The following is a 21605-nucleotide window of genomic DNA, read 5'->3' as shown; positions in this document are numbered from 1 at the left end:
GAGTCATGAGCGTTCCGCTGCCCAGCCCGTTCCAGCCGCGCACGGTGGACGCCGGCGGCGTCGCCGTCCACACGGTCGTCGGCGGTGAGGGGCCACCTGTGCTCCTGCTGCACGGCTACCCGCAGACGCACCTGATCTGGCACGACGTCGCGCCCGCGCTGGCTTCCCGCCACACGGTCGTGCTGACGGATCTGCGCGGGTACGGCGACAGCGCCAAGCCCGCGCCGGTCACCGACGACCTGTACTCCAAGCGGGCGATGGCCGCGGACCAGCTCGCGGTGATGCGGGCGCTGGGCTTCGACCGCTTCGCCGTCGCCGGCCACGACAGGGGCGCGCGGGTGGGCCACCGGATGGCGCTCGACCATCCCGAGGCCGTCGAGGCGCTGGCCGTCCTGGACATCGTGCCGACCAGGCACACGTTCGCCCACGCCGACGCGGCGTTCGGCCTGGGGTACTACCACTGGTTCTTCCTGGCCGCCGGCAACGGCATCCCGGAGAGGCTGATCGGCAACGACCCCGAGTTCTGGATTCGCAGCCGGATGGCCGCCAGGCACGCGGGCGGCGCCACGTACGACGAGGCCGCGGTGCGCGAGTACGTGCGCTGCTTCTCCGACCCCGCCGCGATCGCCGCGTCGTGCGCCGACTACCGGGCGGCCGCGGGCGTCGACCTCGAGCACGACGAGGCCGACGCGGCGGCGGGCCGTAAGGTGCGCTGCCCCGTGCTGGCGCTGTGGGGCGCGCACAGTTTCGTCGGACGCACCTACGACGTGCTCGCGGTCTGGCGCGAGTACGCCGACGACGTCTCCGGCACGGCGCTGCCAAGCGATCACTACCTGCCCGAGGAGGCGCCGGCCGAGGTCGTCAGGGAGCTAGCGCGCTTCCTGCCCAGGTGACCAGCGCTCGCCACGCAGCGCCTTACGTGCCAGTTCCAGCTCGAGCTCGATCTTGCCGACCACGCCGTCGTTGCCGACGGGTCCGTGGCCGCCTTCGAAGAACCGGAGCACCACGTCGCCTCCGGCCTCACGCAGCCGCCGCGTGTACTCCTCGGCCTGCCGCGCGGGCGTACGGGTGTCGTAGCGGCCCTGGTTGATCAGCACGGGCGCCCGCACGTGCTCGATGTAGGTCATCGGCGAGCTCAGCCTGAACCGCTCGCCGGCGGTCTCCGGGGTGCCGCCGATGAAGCCTCTCCAGGCCGCCTGCAGCGCGGGGTGCATGTCCTCGTAGGCGATCTTCCAGTCGGCCAGTGCGATGAAGGCGAAGCCGCCGGCGAACAGCTCGGGTAGCCGGCCCAGCGAGAGCAGCGTCAGGTAGCCGCCGAACGAGGCGCCGGTGATGAAGACGGCCGAAGGGGCGGCGACGCCCTCGTCGACGAGCCATCGCCAGGCCGCCTCGATGTCCTCCAGCTCGCGGTCGCCGACGGCGCCCCAGAACCCCTCGCGGAACTCCCGGCCGAACGTGACGGAGCCGCGGTAGTTCAGCGAGGCGTAGGCGAAGCCCTCCTCCAGCCACGCCTGCGCGACGGGATCGTATCCGCCGACCTCGGCGAGGTTCGGCCCGCCGTGCACGTTCAGCACGAGCGGCACGGGGCCGCTCGCCTCGCGCGGGGTCGCGACCCACAGCTGCAGCACGGTGCCGTCCTTCGAGGTGACAGGCACCGAACGCAGCGGGATCCCGGGCACCACGGGCTCGGAGGCGAGGAGGGTGCGCGGCTCGCCGTCGCCCCGGTCGAGCGCGAGCACCTGGAGCGGCAGGTCGGCACGCTGCCGCAGCAGCCTGATCTGGCCGCCGGGGCCGTAATGGGAGGCCCATGCGTTGCGCACCGCGCACGCCACCTCGGGGAAGAAGTAGGCCCCGTCGGGGTGCGGGACGCGAAGCAGCTCACCGGCCGGGATGTCGTACTCGTACACCCGGTGGATGCCCTGGTCGACGTGGACGAGCAGCAGCCTGGCGGCGTCGTCCGACCAGTCGAGCGGGACGAGCTCGCCGGCGAGCTCCGGCGCGTCGACGTCGATGCGCTCGCCGGTGAGCGGGTTCCACACGCTGGGCCGGGCGTATCCGGTGCGCTCGGTGCTCACCAGCAGCCGCGGGTCCCCCACGACCGGCGAGAACCTGACCCCGCGCACCGGCCCGAGCGGGCCGTCCGAGAGCGAGGCGAGCACCGCGCCGTCCAAGGCGTCGAGCACGGTGACGGCGAAGCGGCGGACACCGGGGTTGTGGTCGGTGGTGTCGATGCTCGCCAGCGTGCCGTCGGCGGTGACCAGGCTGTTCCACGCCTCGTTCCTGCTGCGGAACAGGCGGCTGACCGCGCCGCCTGCCAGGTGGTAGAGCGTGAACCCGGCGTCCGTGACCGCCGCGATGACCACCGCCGAACCGTCGCGCGCCACGTCGAGGCCGCGCAGCGTGTAGGGAGGAAGGTCAGGGGTGAGATCGACGGGCCGGCCGCCGCCGACCGGATACGACCACAGGTGGCCGACCTCGCCGCCGTCCTCGTCGTGCAGCACCAGCACCGAGCGGCCGTCGGCGGCCGGTACGGGGTCGGCCACGTGCGGCGGCAACTCGGGCAGCGGCGTGGTCGCGCCGGTGGCCGGATCCCAGATCGACACCTCGGCGTCTCCCAGGCCGGCCGCGAAGATCATTTCCAGGTCGAGGGCACCGGGGCAGGGACGCGCGGACTCCAGCACGGGTACGGAGAAACGCGAGCGCCAGGTGCGGACTTCAGAGGACATCGATCAACTCCGGTTTGTGACAGGCGACGCCGTGCCCGCGCTCGTCCGTGACGAGCGGAGGGACCTCGGCGGCGCAGATCTGGCTGGCCTTCGGGCAGAGGGTCCGGAACCGGCAGCCCGACGGCGGATCCGTCGGGCTCGGGACGTCGCCGGTCAGGATGATCCGGCGGCGGGCGCGCTCGGCCCGTGGGTCGGGGATCGGCACGGCCGACAGCAGCGCCTGGGTGTAGGGGTGGAGGGGGCGCTGGTAGAGCTCGTCCGGCGGCCCCTGTTCGACGATCCGGCCGAGGTACATGACGGCCACCTGGTCGCTGGCGTGCCGTACCACGGACAGGTCGTGGGCGATCAGCACGTAGGTGAGGCCGAGCCGGTCCTGCAGGTCCTCCAGCAGGTTGATCACGCCCGCCTGAATGCTCACGTCCAGCGCGCTGACCGGCTCGTCCAGCACGATCACGTCGGGTTCGACGGCGAGCGCGCGGGCGATGCCGACACGCTGGCGCTGGCCGCCGGAGAACTCGTGCGGGAAGCGGCCGGCGTGCCCGGGGTCGAGCCCGACGAGCTCCAGCAGCTCGGGCACGCGCGCCGGGTCGCGCCCGTGGGTGTCGAGGGCCTCGGTGAGGATGGCGCGCACGGTCATGCGGGGGTTGAGCGAGGCGTACGGATCCTGGAAGACCATCTGGATCCGGCTGCGCGCGTGTCGCAGCTCGGCGGCGGGCAGCGCGGTGAAGTCGGCGCCGTCGAGCAGCACCCGGCCGGCCGTGGGCTCCACGAGGCGCACCAGGCACGCGGCCAGCGTCGACTTCCCGCAGCCGCTCTCGCCCACGAGCCCGAGCGTGGTGCCGCGCTCCACGCGCAGGTTCACCCCGGACACGGCCTGGACGCTGCCGACGCGGCGGCGGAACACCCCGCTGCGTACCGGATAGGTCTTGACAAGGTCCACGACCTCCAGCGCCGTCATATCGAGCGAACCTCCTCTACCCGCAGGCACGACGCCGTGTGCCCGGCGCCGATGGGGACCGGCGCGGGGACGGTCGTGTCGCACAGGCCCGCCCTCGCGTGCTCGCAGCGCGGGTGGAACGCGCACCCGGGAGCCCGCGAGGGCTGGCCGGGGATCTGGTAGAGCCGCTCGCCGTGGCGCGCGTCGAGCCGCGGCAGCGAGGCCAGCAACCCTCGGGTGTACGGGTGGGCGGGCTCGTAGAAGATCGGCTCGACGGCGGCCTCCTCGACCTTGGCTCCCGCGTACATCACGAGCACGCGGTCGGCGACGCCGGCCACCACGCCGAGGTCGTGGGTGATCAACATGAGCGCGGTCGCCGTGCGCTCCTGGATCCCCCTGATGACGTCGAGGATCTGCGCCTGCACGGTCACGTCGAGCGCGGTCGTCGGCTCGTCGGCGATGAGCAGGTCGGGCTCGTTGGCGATGCTCATCGCGATCATGACGCGCTGGCGCATGCCGCCGGAGAGCTCGTGCGGGTACTGCTCGGCGCGCTTGGCCGGCGAGGGTATACCGACCAGGTCGAGCAGCTCGGCGACGCGCCCGCGTAGCTCGCGGCGCGAGCGCGACGGGTCGTGCACGCTGATGGCCTCGGCGATCTGCGCTCCGACGGTGTGCACGGGGGTGAGCGCGGTGAGCGCGTCCTGGAAGACCATCGCGATGCGGCTGCCCCGCAGCGTGCGCAGCTCGGCCTCCGATCGGCCCAGCAGTTCCTCGCCACGGAACCTGATCGACCCTGTCACGCGGGCCCGGCCCGGCAGGATGCCCAGCACGGCCATCGAGGTGATGCTCTTGCCCGAGCCCGACTCCCCCACGATGCCGAGCGTCTCGCCGGGCGCGACGGAGAACGACAGCCCGGTGACCGCCGTGACCTGGCCGTCGTCGGTGGGCAGTTCGACCGTGAGGTCGTCGACCTCCAGCAGCGCGCTCACGGGCGGCCTCCTTTCGGGTCGAAGGCGTCGCGCAGCCCGTCGCCGAGGAAGTTGATGGCCAGCGCGGTGAGCAGGATGAACAGGCCGGGGAAGTACAGCAGGTAGACCTTGCCCGTGCCGATCAGCCCGGCCGCCTGGCTCAACAGGTTGCCCCAGCTCGACTCGGGTGGCTGCACGCCGTACCCGAGGAAGGAGAGCGTGGACTCGACGATCACCGCGCTGGCGGCGCCGAGCGACGTGCTCACGGCGATCACGCCGGTGAGGTTGGGCAGGATGTGGCGCACGATGATGCGCCGCCTGGTCACGCCGAGCACCGTGGCCGCCGACACGTACTCCTTCTCCCGGAGCGAGAGCACCTGGCCGCGGACCACTCTGGCCACCGTGGTCCAGCCGATGGCCGCCAGCACCGGGACGATCACCGTGGGAGACCGGCCGGCCCCCTGCAGCACGACGGCCAGCACCACGATCGCGGGCAGGACGATGAACAGGTCGGTGACCCGCATGATGATCTCGTCCACCCAGCCGCCGAAGAAGCCGGCGGCCGCTCCTAGAGCGGTGCCCATCGCGGTGGCGAGCACGGCGACGGACAGACCGATCGCCAGCGAGATCCGCCCTGCGTACAGCAGCTCGGTGAGATAGTCGCGGCCCAGTTCGTCGGTGCCGAACCAGTGTGCGGCCGACGGCGGGGTCGGCCCGAGCGCCAGGTCCTGCACGCCCCGCTCGTACGGGGCGATCACGTCGGCGCCGAAGCAGCCGATCAGCAGCACGGCGAGCACGCCGAGCCCGGCGACCGCGAGCCGGTGGCGCAGGAACCGCCTGCGGGCCAGCTGCCACTGGGTCCGTTCCTGCGCGGGCGCCGCCGGGGCGGTGAGCATGGTCATCGGAGCCTCACTCTCGGATCGAGTACGGCGTAGGCGATGTCGGCGAGCAGGTTGAACACGATCACGACCACCGCGATCACCAGCGTCCACGGCACCAGCACGAACACGTCGCCGGCGAGCAGGGAGTCGAGGAACAACCGGCCCATGCCCTGGATGGCGAAGATCTGCTCGGTGACGACCAGCCCGCCGAACAGCAGGCCCGCGTCCACGGCGGTGATGCTGACGAACGGGCCGAGCGAGGTGCGCAGGGCGTGCCGCACCACGATGCGGCCTCTGGGCACCCCCTTGGCCCGCGCGGTGCGCACGTACTCGCTGGAGAGCGCGTCCAGCATGGTCGCGCGGGTGAACCTGCTCCAGCTCGCCACCAGGCCTACGGTCAGCGTCAGCACGGGCAGCACCAGATGGCGCAGGTAGTCGAGCGGGCCACCGCCCTGCGCCGAGTGCAACCCGACGAAGTAGAGCGGCGGGTCGGCCAGGCCGAGGATCTCCTGCGGCCAGGCGGCGAGGATCTGGATCAGGATCAGCCCGAGCCAGAACGGCGGCATCGCCACGCCGAGGTAGGAGAGGCCGGTGAAGGCCAGGTCACCCGCCGAGTACTGCCGCACCGCCGAGTAGACGCCGACGGCGAGCGCGATCAGCGCGGCGGCCAGCACGCCCCAGACGATCAGCTGCAGCGTGGTGCCGAGCGCGGGCAGGATCAGCCCGTGGACCGAGCCGGCCGTCCGCGAGCTGACTCCCCAGTCGCCGGTGACGAACTGGGTCAGCCACCGCCAGTACTGCTCGGGGATCGACCGGTCGAGCCCGAGGACCTCGGTCATGCGGGCGATCGCGCCCTGGTCCTGCCCGCCGCGCAGCTTCGCGAGCGGGTCGAAGGTGGTCCTGACCGCCCAGAACAGCAGGAACGAGGCGATGAGTACGACGGGGACCGAGTAGAGCAGTCGCCGTCCAACGTAGGCGAACATCGGTTCTCAGCCCACCAGTCCCCACTGGGCCAGGTTCCAGAACGGGCCGCGGGCCGGGTCGATGGCCAGCGGCCCGCCGATCTTGTTGTTCCACAACAGGACGTTGGGGATCACGTCGAGCGGCAACAGGGCGGCCGAGTCGGCGAGGAGCTTGTCGGCCTGGCGCGACAGCTCGATCCGCTCGTTCTCGTCGAGCGTCGAGGCGGCCGTGCCGAGCACCTTGTCGAGGCCGGGCAGGTCGATGCGCGACAGGTTGAGGCCGGAGAAGCCGTTGTCCTCGGTGGGGATCGCGCCCGAGGAGAAGGAGGCGTCGAGCGCGGGTTGCGGGAAGGTGTCGACGAGGGTCCACAGGCCCATCTGGAAGTCGCCCTTGGGCAGCTTGGCCGCGAACAGGTCGGTGGCCGAGGTGTTGTCGACGGTGACCTCGAAGCCGGCGACGCGCAGTTGCTCCTGGAGGATCTGCTCGGTCAGCTCCCGCCGCTTGTTGCCGGTCATCGTGCTGACGGTGAAGCTCGCCCTGGTGCCCGCCTTCGCCCAGATGCCGTCGGCTCCCTTGGCCCAGCCGTCAGCCTGCATCAGGGAGTCGACCTTGGCCAGGTCGAGGGTGTACTGCTCGAAGTCGGTGCCGCCGTACCTGCCGACGAGCGGGGTGTGCGCGCTCTGCGCCGGCCGCGTGACGCCGAGCGCGCCGTACAGGCGGGTGACGATGGCCTTGCGGTCCAGCCCGTGTGACACGGCCTTGCGGAACGTCGCGGAGTCGAAGGGCGGCTTGGCATTGTTGAACCAGACGGCCTCGAGGTTGCCGGACTCGGGGTCGACGAGCGAGCTCGCGTTGGGCAGCCCGCTCATGATCTGGTCGATGGAGTCGAGCTGCGGCGTGGGGTAAAGCGCGTCGAGCTGGCCGGTCTTGAACGCCTGGAACGCCGCCGCGGTGTCGGCCGTGAACTGGAAGGTGACCTTGTCCAGTTTGGGCTTGTCCCCCCAATAGCTCGGGTTCGGCACCAGGACGACCGAGACCCCCTTCGTCCAGGATTCGATCTTCCAGGGGCCGCCGCTCCAGGTGTAGCCGTCCTTCATCAGTGCGCTGCGGTCCTTGCCGTCGAGCAGGTGGCTGGGCAGCACGCCGCCGCCGTCGCTGAACAGGCCCTTCCAATTGGCGTACGGCGCGTCGAAGGTGACGACGGCGGTCTTCTCGTCGGGCGTGTCGATCTTGGTGATGTGGCTGTATCCGGTCCTGTTCAGCACGTCCTTGCCGTCACGGATGGCCAGGGCCGTGTAGCGGAAGTCGGCCGAGGTGATCGGCTTGCCGTCCGACCAGACCGCGGCGGGGTTGATCCGGTAGGTGACCTTCTGCGGCGGGCCCGCGGCGACCTCGGGCTCCGACGCCATCAGGTCGGTGGCCACCGGCGCCCACGTGCCGCTGACCTTCCTGGGCTCGAACACACGGGGAACGGTCGGGACGTCCATGATGTACGTGCCCCAGATCGAGGCGGCGCAGCTGGCGATCCAGTCGGCGCAGTCGGGCTCCTGCTCCGCGCCGATCACGATGCTCCCGCCCTGGCGCACCGGAGCGGCCGTGCTCGGGGCCGCACTCGACGTCCGGCCGGCACCCCCGCTCGTGCACGCGGCCGCGAGGAGTGCGAGGGCAGTGAGCCCGATGACCCCGAGTCTGATCCGTGTGCTCATGCTCTGGCCTTTCTGAAGGTGATGAGGGGAGGGTAGGCGCAAGCCAGAGCGCAGGCAAGGGTCTTAGACATGTTTCTAGTCAGGCTCATTGACTATGCTGTGGTCCGGCAGGCCGATCAGCGGGTGCGAAAATGCCAGCACCAGCGGTGGCACAGTGGTCGACTACGGGAGGCTTTTGGTGGCAACTGCACGCCAGCCCAAGGAGAAGCGGGCAAAAGGCGAGAGCCGGCCGCGCCGTGCTCGCGACAGCCTCAACAGGGAGACGATCCTCGCGGCGGCAGAGAAGATCGCCCTGCGCGACGGCCTCGACGCGCTGACGTTCCAGGAGATCGGCGACGAGCTCCAGGCGCACCCGACTTCGATCTATCGCCACTTCAAGGACAAGGACGAGCTGCTGCTCGAGCTGGTGGACGGGCTCAGGGCCCGCTCGTACGGCGGCAGCGTCACGCCGACCGACGACTGGCGCGCCGACCTGCGCACCATCTCCCAGCGAGTGCGCGAGCACTACCTGCGCTACGCGCCGTTCGCGCAGCAGATGGTCATGCGCACCACGCGCCGACCCGTGGAGTTCTCCAACGTCGAGTTCACCCTCGACGCCGTCAGGCGGGCCGGAGTCGACGACAACGAGGTGGCGGCCGTGCAGCGCGCGCTCGGTAACTTCGTGCGCGCCGTGGCGAGCCTGGAGGCGGCCTTCCACACGCTCGACCCCGACGTGCGGCGCAGGGACGAGCTCGCGTGGCAGGTCGAGTACCGCCAGCTCGACCCCGAGAAGTACCCGACGATCGCCCACTTCGCCGACCATCTGCCCAACCTCGGCAGCCCCATCGCCTTCGACCTCGGCATGGAGATGATGCTCGACGCGATCGAGGCGCGCGCGGCGCGTTCACGGGCGCGCCAGGGCGTCGATCAGACCGGCGACGAGCCGGGCCCGCTCGGCGAGTGAGGCCAGCTCGACCCACTCGTGCTCGGCGTGAGCACCGTCGCCCAGCGGGCCGAGCCCGTCGAGCGTGGGGACGCCGAGCGCGCCGGTGAAGTTGGCGTCCGAGGCACCCCCGACCGCCACCTCGTCAAGGTCGGGCAGCCCGAGTTCGGCGGCCACCTTGCGGGCCGTGGCGTAGAGCCCACGCGAACTCGCCGGCTCCAGCGGCGGGCGGTTGATCGTGCCGTCCACCCTGACGATCGCACCGGCGATGCTGGGGGTCAGCGCGTGCATCCGCTCGTCGACCCGCTCCAGCTCGGCCAGTTCCCAGGCGCGCACGTCCACCCGCAGATGGGCGTGCGCGGGCACGGTGTTCGTGGTGGTGCCCGCGCGGGCGACCGTGGGCGTGACGGTGGTTCCCCGTCCGGGGTCGGCCAGCCGCGACAAGGCCCCGACCTGCTCCGCGAGTTCGAGCAGCGCGTTCACCCCGCGCTCCGGCTCGAGCCCGGCGTGCGCCGCCCGGCCGGTGATGTCGACGCTGTAGAACGAGCCGCCCTTGCGCGCGGTCTTGACCGCGCCCTCCTGGCTGGGCTCCAGCACCAGGACGGCGTTCGCGCCGGCCGCCACCTCCTCGATCAGCGCCCGCGAGGTCGGCGAGCCGACCTCCTCGTCCCCGGTGACCAGCACGCTCACGCCCGCCGGATCACGGCACTCGGCCAGCGCGGCGAACGCCGCGACCAGCCCCGCCTTCATGTCGAAGACGCCGGGGCCGAACGCGCGGCCGTCCTCGACGCGGAACGGGCGGTGGGCGGTCGTCCCCAGCGGCCACACCGTGTCGACGTGACCCAGCAGCAGCACGCCGCCCTCGCCGGGCGCCCGCCAGAGCAGGTGCGGCGTGCCGCCGTCGCCGACGACCTCCGCCCGCCTGCCGAGGACCGGCTCCCCCCAGGCCCGCATCAGGGCGTGACACTGCTCGAGACCCTCGGTGTGTCCCGAGGGCGACTCAACGGAGACCAGGGCGGCGAGGCGCTCGCGCAGCAGGGCGTGATCCATGGCCAGCAATGTAGTCAGGCTCATTGACTATAGCAAGGGCTATCCATCTGACATGTGGCCGGGATCCGCCCCGTGCCAGGGCCGCGCGCCTTCTCGCTCGCACGGCGCCACGGTGTGGCGCTCAGTCCGGCCAGTCGAATTCGCCTGGCGTACCCGCCGGCGGCCTCCGGAGGAGCGTGGGCGCGTCCCCGCGGAGTTCGGTCATGAAGGGTTCGAGGTGGGGAGGAGGGCGGTACAGATTTCCCGCAGGTGGCGGAGTTGGTCAGGGGTCAGGCGGTCGAAGAGGGTCTGGCGTACGGCCTCGACGTGGCCGGGGGCGGCGGCGGCGAGGACCGCGAGTCCCGCGTCGGTGAGGATCGCCCAGCTCACCCGCTTGTCGGCGGCGCACGGCTCGCGCCGCGCCCAGCCGCGCTCCTCCAGTCGCTTCATCGCGTGCGACAGGCGGCTCTGCGAGGAGTTGAGCTCCGTCGCCAGCTCGCTCATCCGCATCATCCGGCCGGGTGCCTCGGAGAGTTTCACCAGCATGGCGTAGTAGGCGTGCGGCATGCCGGAGTCGCGCTGCAGCTGCCGGTCCAGCTCCTCCTGGACGAGCTGCGAGGCGGCCATGAACGCACGCCAGGTGCACTGCTCGTCATCGTCCAGCCATCGCGTCACGGCGCAAGCTTACTTGAACTCTCAACAAAGCGGGAGTAATCTACTTGAGAGTTCAAGTTTTTGGGAGGAACCATGCCGGTCCAGCGGCTCAACCACGCCGTTCTCTTCGTGCGCGACGTCGAGCGCAGCGTCGCCTTCTACCAGGAGGCGCTCGGCTTCAAGGTGGTCATGGGCATGCCGGGCGCCGCCTTCCTGCAGGCCTCGGGGTCCAGCAACGACCACGACCTCGGCCTCTTCGAGCTCGGCGCGCAGGCGGGTCCCTCGGGAGCCGGGCGCTCGACCGTCGGCCTCTACCACCTGGCCTGGGAGGTCGACACGCTGCGGGAGCTGGAGCGGATCGCCGTCAAGCTCAGCGAGCTCAACGCCCTCGTCGGCGCCTCCGACCACTCCACCACCAAGGCCCTGTACGCCAAGGACCCCGACGGGCTGGAGTTCGAGGTCTCCTGGCTGGTCCCCGCCGATCTTCTCACCTCAGAGACGCTGAGCGGGCGCAGCGGTATCAAGCCTCTCGACATCGCCAGGGAGAAGGAGCGCTACGGCGCCGACACCCGCGGCGGCCTCGGCGTCTCGATCCCCGTCTGATCATCTCGCGTGGCCGGGACATCCATCCGGGGAACGACCGACCCGCGTGGGGGGAGAGGGGGGTGATCCGGCGGAGGCCTCCCCAGCCCTCCGCCGGATCACGGACTCCCCGGACCTGCCCACCCGATTCGGGGATACTCCCTTTCTTACGATTTTCAACCGTCCATAATTTCCTCGCGGGGGTCAGAGCCTGCCGAACCAGTCGCGTACGGCGTCGATCCCGCCGGTCCCGAGGGCGACCATCAGCGCGCACCGGGCCTTCGAGGGCGCCAGGCCGCGGGCTCCGATCGCCCCGACGCGGGCGGCGAGCCCCGTACCGAGGCGCATCTCGTCAAGCGGGACCGCACCGGTACGGCACCTCGACGCGACGACCACGGGGATCCCCCACTCCGTCAGCTCGGCGATCGTCGTGAAGAGCCCGACCGGCACGTTGCCCAGGCCGGTCCCCTCCAGCACGACGCCCTGCGCCCCGGCGTCCACCACGGCGGTGAGCAGCACGGGGTCGATCCCCGGATAGGTCTTGATCAGCGCGACGTCCGACGCCGGGTCCCCACCGAAGGCGGGCGGCCGGCGCGGTGCGGCGGACAGCGTCTCGACCCGGCCGCCGGTCACCCGGCCCAGCGCGGGGAAAGGCGCCGACGAGAACCCCGCGACGCTGGTGGCGTCGACCTTGGTGACCCAGCGGGCCGCGTGGATCTCGTCGTTCACGCACACGACGGCCCCGGCTCCCCGCAGCGCGCCGTCGGCCGCGGCCGCGAGCGAGGAGGCGAGGTTGCGCGGGCCGTCGGGGGAGAGCTCGTCCAGGGAGCGGACGGCACCGGTCAGCACGATGGAGCCCTGTTCGGCCGCCCGGCCCGCGAGCAGATCCACCAGGTACGCGGTCTCCTCCAGCGCGTCGGTGCCGTGAGTGATCACGACACCGTCGAATCCGCGTTCCAGGATGGCCGAGCGCGCCCGGCGGGCCAGCTCCAGCATGGTCGAGGGGGACATGTCCCAGCTGGGCTCCGCCATCACGTCCTCGGCCACCACGTCCGCCGGGATCGCGCCGGGCGGGAGGGCCTCCAGGAGCTCGGCCCCGGAGGCGACGCCCGGACGACCGGGGGCGTAGGAGTGGGCGATGGTGTCACCGGTCGCCAGCAGCAGCACACGCTTCAAGGACGGGATCCCTTCGACGGGCCATGTTCGGTCGCCTCTATTTATAACCCATAGGTACCCCTATTGGGGTTATGTTCGGGCGGCGCGGCGTCGCCTGCCCCCAGAGCGAACGGCGCACCGGACGGGGAACGCAGGCGGGCTCCCGCGATGTCAGGAGGTCCGGGCGAGGAAGTCCCGGTAGTAGGTGATGAAATCAGGCTGCGAACCGTCGACGTCCGTGAAGCCGTACTCCGCCGCCAGCCCGCCCGTGCTGTACGAGCCGCCGGTCCTGGCCATGATCTCCGGGTCGGCGGCGAGCGCGGCCACCGCCCGGCCGATGTAGGCGGGCGTCTCCGAGGCGGCGAAGTGCGGATCCTTCAGCGCGCCGTCCCGCCAGTTCTCCTCGGTGACGCCGAAGTGGTCCAGCATGGCCTCGGAGCGCAGGAAGCCGGGGGTCAGCGCGACCGCCGCCACACCGTGCGGCTTCAGCTCGGCGGCCTGGTTGCGGGCGAGCCGGATGACCGTGTGCTTGGCAAGGTCGTAGAAGAACGAACCGCGATAACCGCCCAGTACCTCGTCGACATCACGCTCGGTGCCGTCGGTGATCTCGACGACCAGGCCGCTCCGCCGGGCGATCATCAGCGGCAGCGCGAAACGGCTGGTGATGATGTGGGTGTCCACGGCCCGGTGCAGCATGCGCAGCCCGTTGTCCAGGTCGTGCTCCCAGAGCGGCCTGTCCCACTCGGCGAGCGGGTCACCGCCCCACACGTCGTTGACGAGCAGGTCGAGCCTGCCCCGCTCGCTTCCGATCCGGTCGACGAGCGCGCGTACCTGCTCGGGGTCGGAGTGGTCGCAGCGGACGGCGATGCCGGTCCCGCCGCGCGCCGAGACCAGTTCGGCGGTGTCCTCGATCGTCTCCGGCCGGTCCAGGTCGGAGCGCCCCTGTCTGGTGCTGCGTCCGGTGACGTACACGGTCATGCCCGCCGCGCCGAGTTCGGCGGCGATGCCGCGTCCGGCGCCACGGGTCCCGCCCGCGACGAGCGCGACGGCTCCGCCCGCCTGCACGGCATCTCCCTGGTGGTCCTGCACGGGATCTCCTTCTCTGTCTGGTCTCGGGTATGCGGAGGCCACAGCTCGGGCGAGTGCCCCAGGACGGCGCGTGAGATCCCGCCGAGCCCCCACCCCATTAGTGAATGACTGTTTGTTAACAGTACCCGGTCCGGCTAGGTTTATAAACGAACAGTCGTTTATATACGAGAGAGTAGGGTCATGCACGAGAGCACAGCGGGTTCGGTGCCGTCCCGGGGCCTGCCGGACAACCGCCCGCGATACACGATCACCGGGGAGAGCCCTGTCGAGCACGGGCAGGCGGCTCCCCTCTCCAGGGACCGGGACCGTGACTGACCCCGGCCCCGTCCAGCGGCCCGGACTACTGCTCACCGTGCTGTGCACCGCGCAGATCATGCTCGTGCTGGACCTGGTGGTGGTGACGGTCGCCCTGCCCTCGATGGGCGCCGACCTCGGCATCTCCCCGGCAGACCTGCAGTGGGTCGTCACCGCCTACGGCCTGGCGTACGGCGGATTCATGATCGCCGCAGGGCGAGTCGGCGACCTGTTCGGACACCGGCGCGTGCTCGTCGCGGGGCTGGTGGTCTTCACCGCGGCGTCGGCCCTGGCCGGGCTGGCGAGCGGCCCGGCGACCATGTTCGCCGCACGAGCCCTGCAGGGTGTGGGCGGCGCCCTGGTGTCACCCACGGCACTGGCACTGGTCACCACGGCGTTCGCCGAGGGCGACGCGCGCAACCGGGCGCTCGGCGTCTGGGGTGCGGTGGCCTCCGCGGGGGCGACCGGCGCCGCCCTGGTCGGCGGCCTGCTGACCGACCTGGTGCACTGGCGGGCGATCTTCATGATCAACCTCCCCGCCGGCGTCGCTGTGATCGTGATGGTGCTGCGACTGGTTCGCGATCATCGCCCCGGCGGGGAGCGCCGCCTCGACCTGGCCGGAGCCGTCCTCCTGACCGGCGGCATGGTCCTGCTGGTCGCGGCGGTGACCCGCGCGTCCCAGGGCGGGACGGCGACCGTCTGGTCGATGGCGGTGGCCTCGGCCGTCGCTCTCGGGGCATTCGTGGTCGTCGAGCGCCGGGTGGCCGTGCCGCTGGTGAAACCGGCGATGTTCGCCAACCCCCACGTGAGATACGGGAACCTGATCTGCGTCCTGTCCGCCTCCATCGTGTTGGTGACGCAGTACTTCACCACGCTCTCCCTGCAGAACGTGGCCGGGCTGTCCCCCCTGCAGACCGGGCTGGCCTTCGCCCCCGTCACCGCGGTCATCGTCGCGGTCTCTGGAAAGGCGGGAGCCCTGATCGCCCGGTTCGGGCTGCGGCGGATGCTCGCGGGCGGTGCCGCGGCCGCCGCGCTGGGGCTGCTCGTGCTCGGCCTGTCCCCGGCGGACGCCCTGTGGGCCGGGGTCCTGCCCGGCCTGCTGCTCAGCGGACTGGGCGCCGGATTGATGTTCGCCCCCTCGATGATCGTGTCGACCACCGGGGTGCCTGAGGGCGACCAGGGGCTGGCGTCCGGGCTGCTGAACACCTCCTTCCAGCTCGGCGCACCACTGGGCCTGGCGGTGATGAGCGCGGTGGCCGCCGCTGTCACCGGTGGGGAGACCGGCGCGCAGGCGCTCGCCGACGGCTACCGGTCAGCCTTCCTGTGGGCTCTGGCACTGCCCACGCTGATCGTCGTCGCCGTCGCCGCCCTGCCTCACGACCGGTCCGCCCAGCCGGAATCCTCCCCAGCCTGACCGGGACCCCGGGCCGCCCGCAGGCCGCTCCGACACGACTCCACGGGTGTGGGAACCCGCCCCCGGGCTCCCACACCCGTGAGGCCCCGGAGGCGTCGGGGATCTCGACGCCGTTTCCGCTCCAGACCCGGGCTCCGGCTCACGCCGGAAGGCGCCCCGGCGGTCCAAGGGTGGGGTAAACCCCACCTTTTTCCGGGATACCTCGCCCATGTGCCCGAGCCGCCGCAGTCCCTACGGTGGTCCCATGAGCGGCATCGAGGCGACCACCCCCTGGTCGAGGATCAGCGCCCACTGGTCGGCACAGACCTGGCTCCGCACCGCGCACCTGGTGACGGGCCTGCCGATCGCCCTGCTGGGCGCGGCGGTGATCGTGGGCCTGACCGTGGCGTCGGTGCTGTTCGTGTGGACCGTGGTGGTCCCGGTGGTCGCGCTGCTGCTGTTCTTCTGGGTCGTCCGGCTGCTCACCCGGGTGCAGCGATCCCGGTTCGCCGCCTTCCTCGACGTCGACATCCCCCCGGTCCCGCACCGCCCGCTGAGCAGGAACCCCTTCGGGCGGCTGCTCCAGGAGGCCAGGACGCGGAGCACCTGGCGCCGGCTCTCGTACCACCTGCTGGCCCCGCTGATCAGCGGCGTCGGCGCCGCCTCGGTCGTCGGGGCGTGGGCGGGCGGCCTGGTCACCGCCGCGCTCGCGATGCGGAGCTGGGCGATGGGGGAGACCTGGCAGAGCACGGTGTTCATCCTCGTCTCGGGGACGCTGCTCGTCTCCGGGCCGTGGGTGGCCCGCGGATTCGCCGTGCTGGACGTGATCGCCGCCGAGGCCCTGCTCGGCCCCAGCCTCAGCGACCAGCTGGTGCTGCGGGTCGAGACACTGCGGGAGAGCCGGGCCGGGGTGGTCGACGCCGCTGACGCCGAGCGCCGCCGCATCGAGCGGGACCTGCACGACGGCACCCAGCAGCGGCTGGTGTCGCTGGCGATGAACCTGGGCATGGCCCGTGCGACCCTCACCGACCTGCCGGAGCCCGCCCGCGAGGTGATCGTGCAGGCGCACGAGGAGGCCAAACAGGCGCTGAAGGAACTGCGCGACTTCGTCCGGGGGCTGCACCCGGCCGTGCTCAACGACCAGGGCCTGGACGCGGCGCTGTCCGGCCTCGCCGCGCGGGCCCCGTTTTCCGTGCGGCTGGACGTCGACATCTCCGAGCGGGTCTCTCCCACGGTCGAGGCGGTGGCGTTCTTCGTCGTCTCCGAGGCGCTGACCAACATCACCAAGCACGCGCGGGCGTCCGGCGCCGAGGTCACGGTGGAGCGCCGCGACGACCGGCTGCACCTGGCCGTCCACGACGACGGCCAGGGCGGCGCGGACCCCGACCTGGGAACGGGGCTGCGCGGCCTGGCCCGCCGGGTCGGCTCCGTGGACGGCATCCTGTACGTCGACAGCCCGCCGGGCGGGCCGACGACGATCAGAGTGGAGCTACCGTGCGCGTAGTGCTCGCCGAGGACTCCGTACTGCTGCGAGAGGGGCTCATCCGCCTGCTCGGCTCGGTGGGCATCGAGGTCGTGGCCGCCGTCTCCGACGCCGAGGGACTGCTGCGCGCCGTGGACGAACACGTTCCCGACCTCGTCGTCACCGACGTGCGGATGCCGCCCTCGCACACCGACGAGGGCCTGCGCGCGGCACTCGTGCTCCGCCGCCAGCGGCCGACGCTCGCGATCCTCGTGCTCTCCCAGTACGTCGAGGAGCGCTACGCCACCCAGCTGCTGTCCACCGCGACCAGCGGGATCGGCTACCTGCTCAAGGATCGGGTGGCCGACGTCGAGGAGTTCCTCGACGCGCTGCGCCGGGTCGCCGCCGGAGGCACCGCGCTGGACCCCGAGGTGGTCGCCCAGCTCCTGCTGCGCAGGCACAGCGACCCGTTGGACCGGCTGACCCGCAGGGAGTACGAGGTGCTCTCGCTGATCGCGGAGGGCCGGTCCAACACCGGGATCGCCGAGGCCCTGGTGGTCTCGGAGAGCGCGGTCGGAAAGCACATCAACAACATCTTCACCAAGCTCGACCTCTCCGGCGCCGACAAGGACCACCGCCGGGTACTCGCCGTCCTGCGATTCCTGAAGGTTTGAGAACATGCCGATACGGAGCAACGCCAGAAAAGCCTGGATCGTCGTGGGCGGTACGCTCACCGCGCTCACCGTGGCCCTCACCTCCATCGCGGCGTGGAGCGAGGTCACCCAGGCCCGCCGGGTCTCCGAGACCACGCTGCGGTCCCACGCGCTCACCTCGCCGGGGATCGTCGTGGAGACCACCGGTTACGTCAACGTCTCGGTCGTCGGCGGCGCGGAGCGGCGGCTGGACCTGGAGCGGACGCTCCAGTGGACCCTGGACCGGCCCGTGGTCACCGAGGACTGGGACGGGCGGACGCTCACGATCGGCGTCCGCTGCCCCGGCGGCGACCGTCCAGACGGCCCGAACTGCCGGGCCGACTACACCCTGAGCCTGCCCGGGACCACCGACGTCGAGGTGCAGAGCCGCTTCGGGACCGTGTCGGTCAACGGTGTCTGGGGCGACCTGCGCCTCTCGACCGCCACGGGCGACGTGGTCGTGGACGGCACGCGGGGCGCGCTGCGGGCACGGACGGAGGTGGGGAACGTGCACGGCACCGGTCTGATGTCCACCGGAGCCGATGTCGAGACCGGTATCGGAGACGTCGAACTGGGGTTCGCGAGCCCGCCCGGCGACGTCAGGGCCGTGGTGCGGACGGCCGGGGACGTGGAGGTCAGGGTGCCGGGCGAGGACGGTTACGACGTGCGGGCCGACGACGGGAACGCGACCGTCCAGGTACGGCGCGACTCCGCCGCCCCGCGGCGGATCACCACCCTGACCGCGGCGGGCGAGATGCGTATCCTCCCCTCGTGACCCGCACCCCTCACCGGCGGAGTATTGCGCACACAGGTTTGACCGGGTCAAAACCAGTACGTGGCCCTCCCCGCCCTCGTGCGGGACTTGAATGGGAATCATGCTTCCCTCCGACGACCCGCAGAGCCAGGCGGTCATCGACATCGCGGCGCGGCTCTTCGCCGCGTTCGGCTACGACGGCACGTCGCTGCACGATATCGCGGAGGCCTCGGGGGAGGACATGACGTGGCTGCAGCAGCGGTTCGGCGACAAACGTGAGCTCTACCTGACCGTCGTCGACCACGGCAGCCGGATGGAGCGCGGCATCGTGACAGATGTGCTCAGCGCCCTCCCGGCCGCCGACCCCGAGGAGGCCCGCGCCGTCGTGTACCGGCTCGCGACGCGCTTTCTGGAGTTCTTCCTCGCCAACCCGCAGGTCCCCTCACTGTGGGCACACCGCTGGCTCGGCGACGCCGCCGACATCCCCGAACTTGAGGCGACCTACAAGGACCCCGTCATCCACCTCGTCTGCGACGCGTTGCGCCCCGCCGCGGAGGCCGGTCTGATCGACGACCGGGTGAACCTGGAACAGACGGTGCAGACGCTGATCTGGAGCGTGTACGGGTTCATGCACGGCGAGATCAACACCGATGGGCACGGCTCCGCCTCCACCGACCCACAGGCGCGGCAGGACTTCCTCGCCCATCTCCAGCAGTTGGTCGACCGCATGCTGACCCCGCGCGGCGCCTGAGGGCGTGCGCCGGGAGGTCTCCCGCGGTCCCGGAGCGGCCTCGTTGCCGGCGGTATCGGTTACCGTGTCACCGATCACGAACACGGGACCGGGGGAGGCACACCAGTTCGGAATGGCGGTCCTCTCGACGCCGGACCTCGGCCGTGCCCAGAATGTCGGTGAGGTGTTTCCACCGGCCAGGACGTTCCGCGTCCTGACAATCGCGAGAACCAACGGGGAGTTGTCGAAGGATGACCGCAACGACCATCTCGGCTCGGGGCGAGACCCTGGCCTTTCCCGACGGCTTCGTCTGGGGGGCGGCCACCGCCGCGTACCAGATCGAGGGCGCCGCGCGAGACGACGGGCGCGGTCCGTCGATCTGGGATACCTTCTCCCACACGCCCGGCAGGACCGCCGGCGGCCACACCGGCGACGTGGCCTGCGACCACTACCACCGCTACGCCGGCGACGTCCGGATGATGGCGGAGCTGGGTCTCGGGGCGTACCGGTTCTCGGTGGCCTGGCCCCGGATCCAGCCGTCGGGCTCCGGACCCGCCAACGCCGCCGGGCTCGACTTCTACGACCGGCTGGTGGACGAGTTGCTGGCGGCCGACATCGCGCCGTACGTGACGCTCTACCACTGGGATCTCCCCCAGGCGCTGGAGGACCTCGGCGGGTGGACCAACCGTGACACGGCCTACCGCTTCGCCGACTACACGCAGATCGTGCACGACCGGCTCGGCGACCGCGTCGGGACGTGGATGACGGTCAACGAGCCATGGGTGGCCGCGGTGCTGGGATACGGCATCGGCGCGCACGCGCCGGGCCGCGCATCGGCGGCGGAGGTCTTCCGCGCCTCCCACCATCTCCTGCTCGCCCACGGGCTGGGCGCCCGGGTGCTGCGCGAGTCGGGCGCCCGCGAGATCGCCCTCACCCTGAACCTCGCACCGGTGATCACACCCGACCAGGTGAACGACCCCGACCTCGTGCCGTCCGCCGAGGACGCCGAGGCGGTGAACCGGATCGACTGCCTCATCAACCGGCAGTACCTCGACCCCGCCCTGCGCGGAAGTTATCCTGCCCCGGCGCTCGCGATCATGGATCGGATGGGCGGACTCGACCACATCCGCGACGGCGATCTCGAAGCGATCAACCAGCCCCTCGACCTGCTCGGGATCAACTACTACACGCCCTGCGTGGTGCGGTCGGAGCCGGGTGAGCCGGCCAACGCCGCCTATCCCGGGAGCGAGGACATCCGCTTCAGCGGCGCCCACGCCCCGACGACCGCGATGGGCTGGGCGATCGTGCCGACCGGGCTCACCCAGCTGCTCACCCGGCTCTCGCGCGACTACCCCGAGGTCGGCCTGCTGGTCACCGAGAACGGCGCCGCGTTCGACGACGTGGTGACGGGCGACCGCGTGCACGACACCGACAGGACCGCCTTCTTCGAGGGCCACCTGCGGGCCGCGCACGCCGCCATCGAGGCCGGTTCGGATCTGCGCGGCTTCCTGGTCTGGTCGCTGCTGGACAACTTCGAGTGGGCCGAGGGATACGACAAGCGCTTCGGGATCGTGCACGTCGACTTCGAGACGCAGCGGCGGCTGCCCAAGGACAGCGCGCTCTGGTACCGCGAGGTGATCCGGCACAACGGGCTGCACCGCGAGCGTGTCAGGCGTCCCACGCTGGAGGCGGTCGCCGCCCGCGCCGGCGTGTCGAGGTCGACGGTCTCCCGGGTGATCAACGGTGAGGGCACGGTCAGCGACGAGTTCCGCGCCATCGTCCTGGACGCGGTCAACGAGCTGGGCTACGTCCCCAACTCGGCGGCCCGCTCCCTGGTGACCAGGCGCACCGACTCGATCGCGCTGGTCGTCTCCGGCTCCCCGGCCGGGGCGTACCCCGACGACCCGCTGTTCTCCGCGACCGTCCGCTCGGCCACCCGGGAGCTGGAGGACGCGGGCAAGCGGGTCACCCTCATGCTCGCCGACTCGGCCGAAGGCCGGCTCCGAGTCGAGCGGTACGCCGCCTCGGGACACCTGGACGGGGTGGTGCTCGACTCGACGCTGAGCTCCGACCCGCTGCCCACCGCGCTGGCCCGTACCGGCATCCCCGTCGTGTCGCTCGGCAGGCCCGCGGTGTCGGCGCCCACCTCGTACGCCGACATCGACAACACCGGCGGCGCCGCCTCGGCGGTCAGGCACCTGCTCGCCCGGGGACGGCGGCGGATCGCCGCGATCGCCGGTCCCCCGGACACGATCGCCGCGCAGGACCGGCTCAGGGGGTACCGCGAGGCACTGCGCGACACCGGGCACCGGTCGATCATCGCCGTCGGCGACCTCACCCTCGCCTCGGGCGCGGACGCGATGCGCCAGCTGCTGCGGGACGACCCGGCGCTCGACGCGGTCTTCGTGGCCGGCGACCTGATGGCGATCGGCGCCCTGCGGGTGCTGAGCGAGTCGGGGCGACGGGTGCCCGACGACGTCGCGATCGTGGGGTTCGACGACATCGGGGCCGCCTCCTACACCGTGCCCGCGCTCACCACGGTACGCACGCCCAGGACGGACCAGGCACGGGCGGCGGTGCGCCTGCTCCTGCGCCAGATCGACGGCGGCCCCGCCTCGTCGACGATCCTGCCCACCGAGCTGGTCATCCGGGAGTCCACCTGACGCAC

The 21605-nt window shown here is 71.6% G+C and carries 20 protein-coding genes; 10 read left to right on the top strand and 10 right to left on the bottom strand.

Annotated features, from left to right (window positions below):
• Nucleotides 1–5 precede the first annotated feature (5 nt).
• Nucleotides 6–893, top strand: coding sequence for an alpha/beta hydrolase (locus tag ABZU75_RS01765; protein WP_355548133.1), 888 nt, complete (start codon nucleotides 6–8; stop codon nucleotides 891–893).
• Here the strand turns inward: ABZU75_RS01765 and ABZU75_RS01760 are convergent.
• The 6 genes from ABZU75_RS01760 to ABZU75_RS01735 are packed head-to-tail and all read right to left on the bottom strand — an operon-like array spanning nucleotide 870 to nucleotide 8181.
• Complete coding sequence (locus ABZU75_RS01760; protein WP_355548130.1) at nucleotides 870–2726, bottom strand: prolyl oligopeptidase family serine peptidase; 1857 nt, start codon at nucleotides 2724–2726, stop codon at nucleotides 870–872. The two genes, ABZU75_RS01765 and ABZU75_RS01760, sit on opposite strands and share 24 nt — an antisense overlap.
• The gene (locus ABZU75_RS01755) at nucleotides 2716–3684 is read right to left on the bottom strand and encodes an oligopeptide/dipeptide ABC transporter ATP-binding protein (RefSeq protein WP_355548127.1); all 969 of its coding nucleotides are present in this window, start codon (nucleotides 3682–3684) and stop codon (nucleotides 2716–2718) included. Before ABZU75_RS01755 ends, ABZU75_RS01760 begins: the two co-directional genes overlap by 11 nt.
• Nucleotides 3681–4652, bottom strand: a complete 972-nt coding sequence (locus ABZU75_RS01750) for an ABC transporter ATP-binding protein (protein ID WP_030916010.1) — start codon at nucleotides 4650–4652, stop codon at nucleotides 3681–3683. Before ABZU75_RS01750 ends, ABZU75_RS01755 begins: the two co-directional genes overlap by 4 nt.
• Entirely contained in the window at nucleotides 4649–5533 is an 885-nt protein-coding gene (locus ABZU75_RS01745; RefSeq protein ID WP_355548122.1) for an ABC transporter permease, read from the bottom strand. Before ABZU75_RS01745 ends, ABZU75_RS01750 begins: the two co-directional genes overlap by 4 nt.
• Nucleotides 5530–6495 (bottom strand): ABC transporter permease, encoded by a 966-nt coding sequence (locus tag ABZU75_RS01740; protein ID WP_350923094.1) that lies wholly within the window; start codon nucleotides 6493–6495, stop codon nucleotides 5530–5532. Before ABZU75_RS01740 ends, ABZU75_RS01745 begins: the two co-directional genes overlap by 4 nt.
• A gap of 6 nt (nucleotides 6496–6501) precedes the next feature.
• Nucleotides 6502–8181: a peptide ABC transporter substrate-binding protein gene (locus tag ABZU75_RS01735; protein WP_355548118.1), complete on the bottom strand. Its 1680-nt coding sequence runs from the start codon at nucleotides 8179–8181 to the stop codon at nucleotides 6502–6504.
• 178 nt (nucleotides 8182–8359) lie between these two features.
• Here ABZU75_RS01735 and ABZU75_RS01730 point away from each other — a divergent pair, with 178 nt between their 5' ends.
• Nucleotides 8360–9124 (top strand): TetR/AcrR family transcriptional regulator, encoded by a 765-nt coding sequence (locus ABZU75_RS01730; protein WP_355548115.1) that lies wholly within the window; start codon nucleotides 8360–8362, stop codon nucleotides 9122–9124.
• On the opposite strand, the gene ABZU75_RS01725 is transcribed toward ABZU75_RS01730, so the two are convergent.
• On the bottom strand, nucleotides 9065–10153 hold the full coding sequence (locus ABZU75_RS01725) for a M20 family metallopeptidase (protein WP_355548112.1): 1089 nt from the start codon (nucleotides 10151–10153) through the stop codon (nucleotides 9065–9067). The genes ABZU75_RS01730 and ABZU75_RS01725 overlap by 60 nt on opposite strands.
• A gap of 201 nt (nucleotides 10154–10354) precedes the next feature.
• Nucleotides 10355–10807: a MarR family transcriptional regulator gene (locus ABZU75_RS01720; RefSeq protein ID WP_355548109.1), complete on the bottom strand. Its 453-nt coding sequence runs from the start codon at nucleotides 10805–10807 to the stop codon at nucleotides 10355–10357.
• A gap of 72 nt (nucleotides 10808–10879) precedes the next feature.
• On the opposite strand from ABZU75_RS01720, the gene ABZU75_RS01715 reads away from it, so the two are divergent.
• Entirely contained in the window at nucleotides 10880–11389 is a 510-nt protein-coding gene (locus tag ABZU75_RS01715) for a VOC family protein (protein ID WP_355548106.1), read from the top strand.
• Nucleotides 11390–11572: 183 nt separating this feature from the next.
• Here the strand turns inward: ABZU75_RS01715 and ABZU75_RS01710 are convergent, their stop codons facing one another.
• Nucleotides 11573–12535, bottom strand: coding sequence for an asparaginase (locus ABZU75_RS01710; RefSeq protein WP_355548263.1), 963 nt, complete (start codon nucleotides 12533–12535; stop codon nucleotides 11573–11575).
• Between the two features lie 159 nt (nucleotides 12536–12694).
• Nucleotides 12695–13612: an SDR family oxidoreductase gene (locus ABZU75_RS01705; protein WP_355548102.1), complete on the bottom strand. Its 918-nt coding sequence runs from the start codon at nucleotides 13610–13612 to the stop codon at nucleotides 12695–12697.
• A 180-nt stretch (nucleotides 13613–13792) separates the two neighbouring features.
• On the opposite strand from ABZU75_RS01705, the gene ABZU75_RS01700 reads away from it, so the two are divergent.
• From ABZU75_RS01700 to ABZU75_RS01670, 7 genes are all read left to right on the top strand, one after another.
• Complete coding sequence (locus ABZU75_RS01700; RefSeq protein WP_355548099.1) at nucleotides 13793–13927, top strand: hypothetical protein; 135 nt, start codon at nucleotides 13793–13795, stop codon at nucleotides 13925–13927.
• Nucleotides 13920–15320 (top strand): MFS transporter, encoded by a 1401-nt coding sequence (locus tag ABZU75_RS01695; RefSeq protein WP_355548096.1) that lies wholly within the window; start codon nucleotides 13920–13922, stop codon nucleotides 15318–15320. Before ABZU75_RS01700 ends, ABZU75_RS01695 begins: the two co-directional genes overlap by 8 nt.
• A gap of 244 nt (nucleotides 15321–15564) precedes the next feature.
• Nucleotides 15565–16803: a histidine kinase gene (locus ABZU75_RS01690; protein WP_355548093.1), complete on the top strand. Its 1239-nt coding sequence runs from the start codon at nucleotides 15565–15567 to the stop codon at nucleotides 16801–16803.
• Entirely contained in the window at nucleotides 16794–17435 is a 642-nt protein-coding gene (locus ABZU75_RS01685; RefSeq protein ID WP_350956899.1) for a response regulator transcription factor, read from the top strand. Before ABZU75_RS01690 ends, ABZU75_RS01685 begins: the two co-directional genes overlap by 10 nt.
• A 4-nt stretch (nucleotides 17436–17439) precedes the next feature.
• Nucleotides 17440–18228, top strand: coding sequence for a hypothetical protein (locus ABZU75_RS01680; RefSeq protein ID WP_355548089.1), 789 nt, complete (start codon nucleotides 17440–17442; stop codon nucleotides 18226–18228).
• A gap of 100 nt (nucleotides 18229–18328) precedes the next feature.
• Nucleotides 18329–18958 carry a TetR/AcrR family transcriptional regulator gene (locus ABZU75_RS01675; RefSeq protein ID WP_355548086.1) on the top strand — a complete coding sequence of 210 codons (630 nt, stop codon included), beginning with the start codon at nucleotides 18329–18331 and terminating at the stop codon, nucleotides 18956–18958.
• 230 nt (nucleotides 18959–19188) lie between these two features.
• Nucleotides 19189–21600 (top strand): GH1 family beta-glucosidase, encoded by a 2412-nt coding sequence (locus ABZU75_RS01670; protein WP_355548082.1) that lies wholly within the window; start codon nucleotides 19189–19191, stop codon nucleotides 21598–21600.
• The last annotated feature ends 5 nt before the right edge of the window (nucleotides 21601–21605 follow it).

This window comes from Streptosporangium sp. NPDC005286, assembly GCF_040607515.1.
GTDB lineage: Bacteria > Actinomycetota > Actinomycetes > Streptosporangiales > Streptosporangiaceae > Streptosporangium.
The sequence above is the reverse complement of the archived record's forward strand: the minus strand, read 5'-3'. Positions and strand labels throughout refer to the sequence as shown.

Bases quoted from the DNA above. Each gene is read 5' to 3' on its own strand.
- ABZU75_RS01765 (WP_355548133.1), top strand. From the start codon at position 6: ATGAGCGTTCCGCTGCCCAGCCCGTTCCAGCCGCGCACGGTGGACGCC.
- ABZU75_RS01760 (WP_355548130.1), bottom strand. From the start codon at position 2,726: ATGTCCTCTGAAGTCCGCACCTGGCGCTCGCGTTTCTCCGTACCCGTG.
- ABZU75_RS01755 (WP_355548127.1), bottom strand. From the start codon at position 3,684: ATGACGGCGCTGGAGGTCGTGGACCTTGTCAAGACCTATCCGGTACGC.
- ABZU75_RS01745 (WP_355548122.1), bottom strand. From the start codon at position 5,533: ATGACCATGCTCACCGCCCCGGCGGCGCCCGCGCAGGAACGGACCCAG.
- ABZU75_RS01740 (WP_350923094.1), bottom strand. From the start codon at position 6,495: ATGTTCGCCTACGTTGGACGGCGACTGCTCTACTCGGTCCCCGTCGTA.
- ABZU75_RS01735 (WP_355548118.1), bottom strand. From the start codon at position 8,181: ATGAGCACACGGATCAGACTCGGGGTCATCGGGCTCACTGCCCTCGCA.
- ABZU75_RS01725 (WP_355548112.1), bottom strand. From the start codon at position 10,153: ATGGATCACGCCCTGCTGCGCGAGCGCCTCGCCGCCCTGGTCTCCGTT.
- ABZU75_RS01715 (WP_355548106.1), top strand. From the start codon at position 10,880: ATGCCGGTCCAGCGGCTCAACCACGCCGTTCTCTTCGTGCGCGACGTC.
- ABZU75_RS01700 (WP_355548099.1), top strand. From the start codon at position 13,793: ATGCACGAGAGCACAGCGGGTTCGGTGCCGTCCCGGGGCCTGCCGGAC.
- ABZU75_RS01690 (WP_355548093.1), top strand. From the start codon at position 15,565: ATGAGCGGCATCGAGGCGACCACCCCCTGGTCGAGGATCAGCGCCCAC.
- ABZU75_RS01680 (WP_355548089.1), top strand. From the start codon at position 17,440: ATGCCGATACGGAGCAACGCCAGAAAAGCCTGGATCGTCGTGGGCGGT.
- ABZU75_RS01675 (WP_355548086.1), top strand. From the start codon at position 18,329: ATGCTTCCCTCCGACGACCCGCAGAGCCAGGCGGTCATCGACATCGCG.
- ABZU75_RS01670 (WP_355548082.1), top strand. From the start codon at position 19,189: ATGACCGCAACGACCATCTCGGCTCGGGGCGAGACCCTGGCCTTTCCC.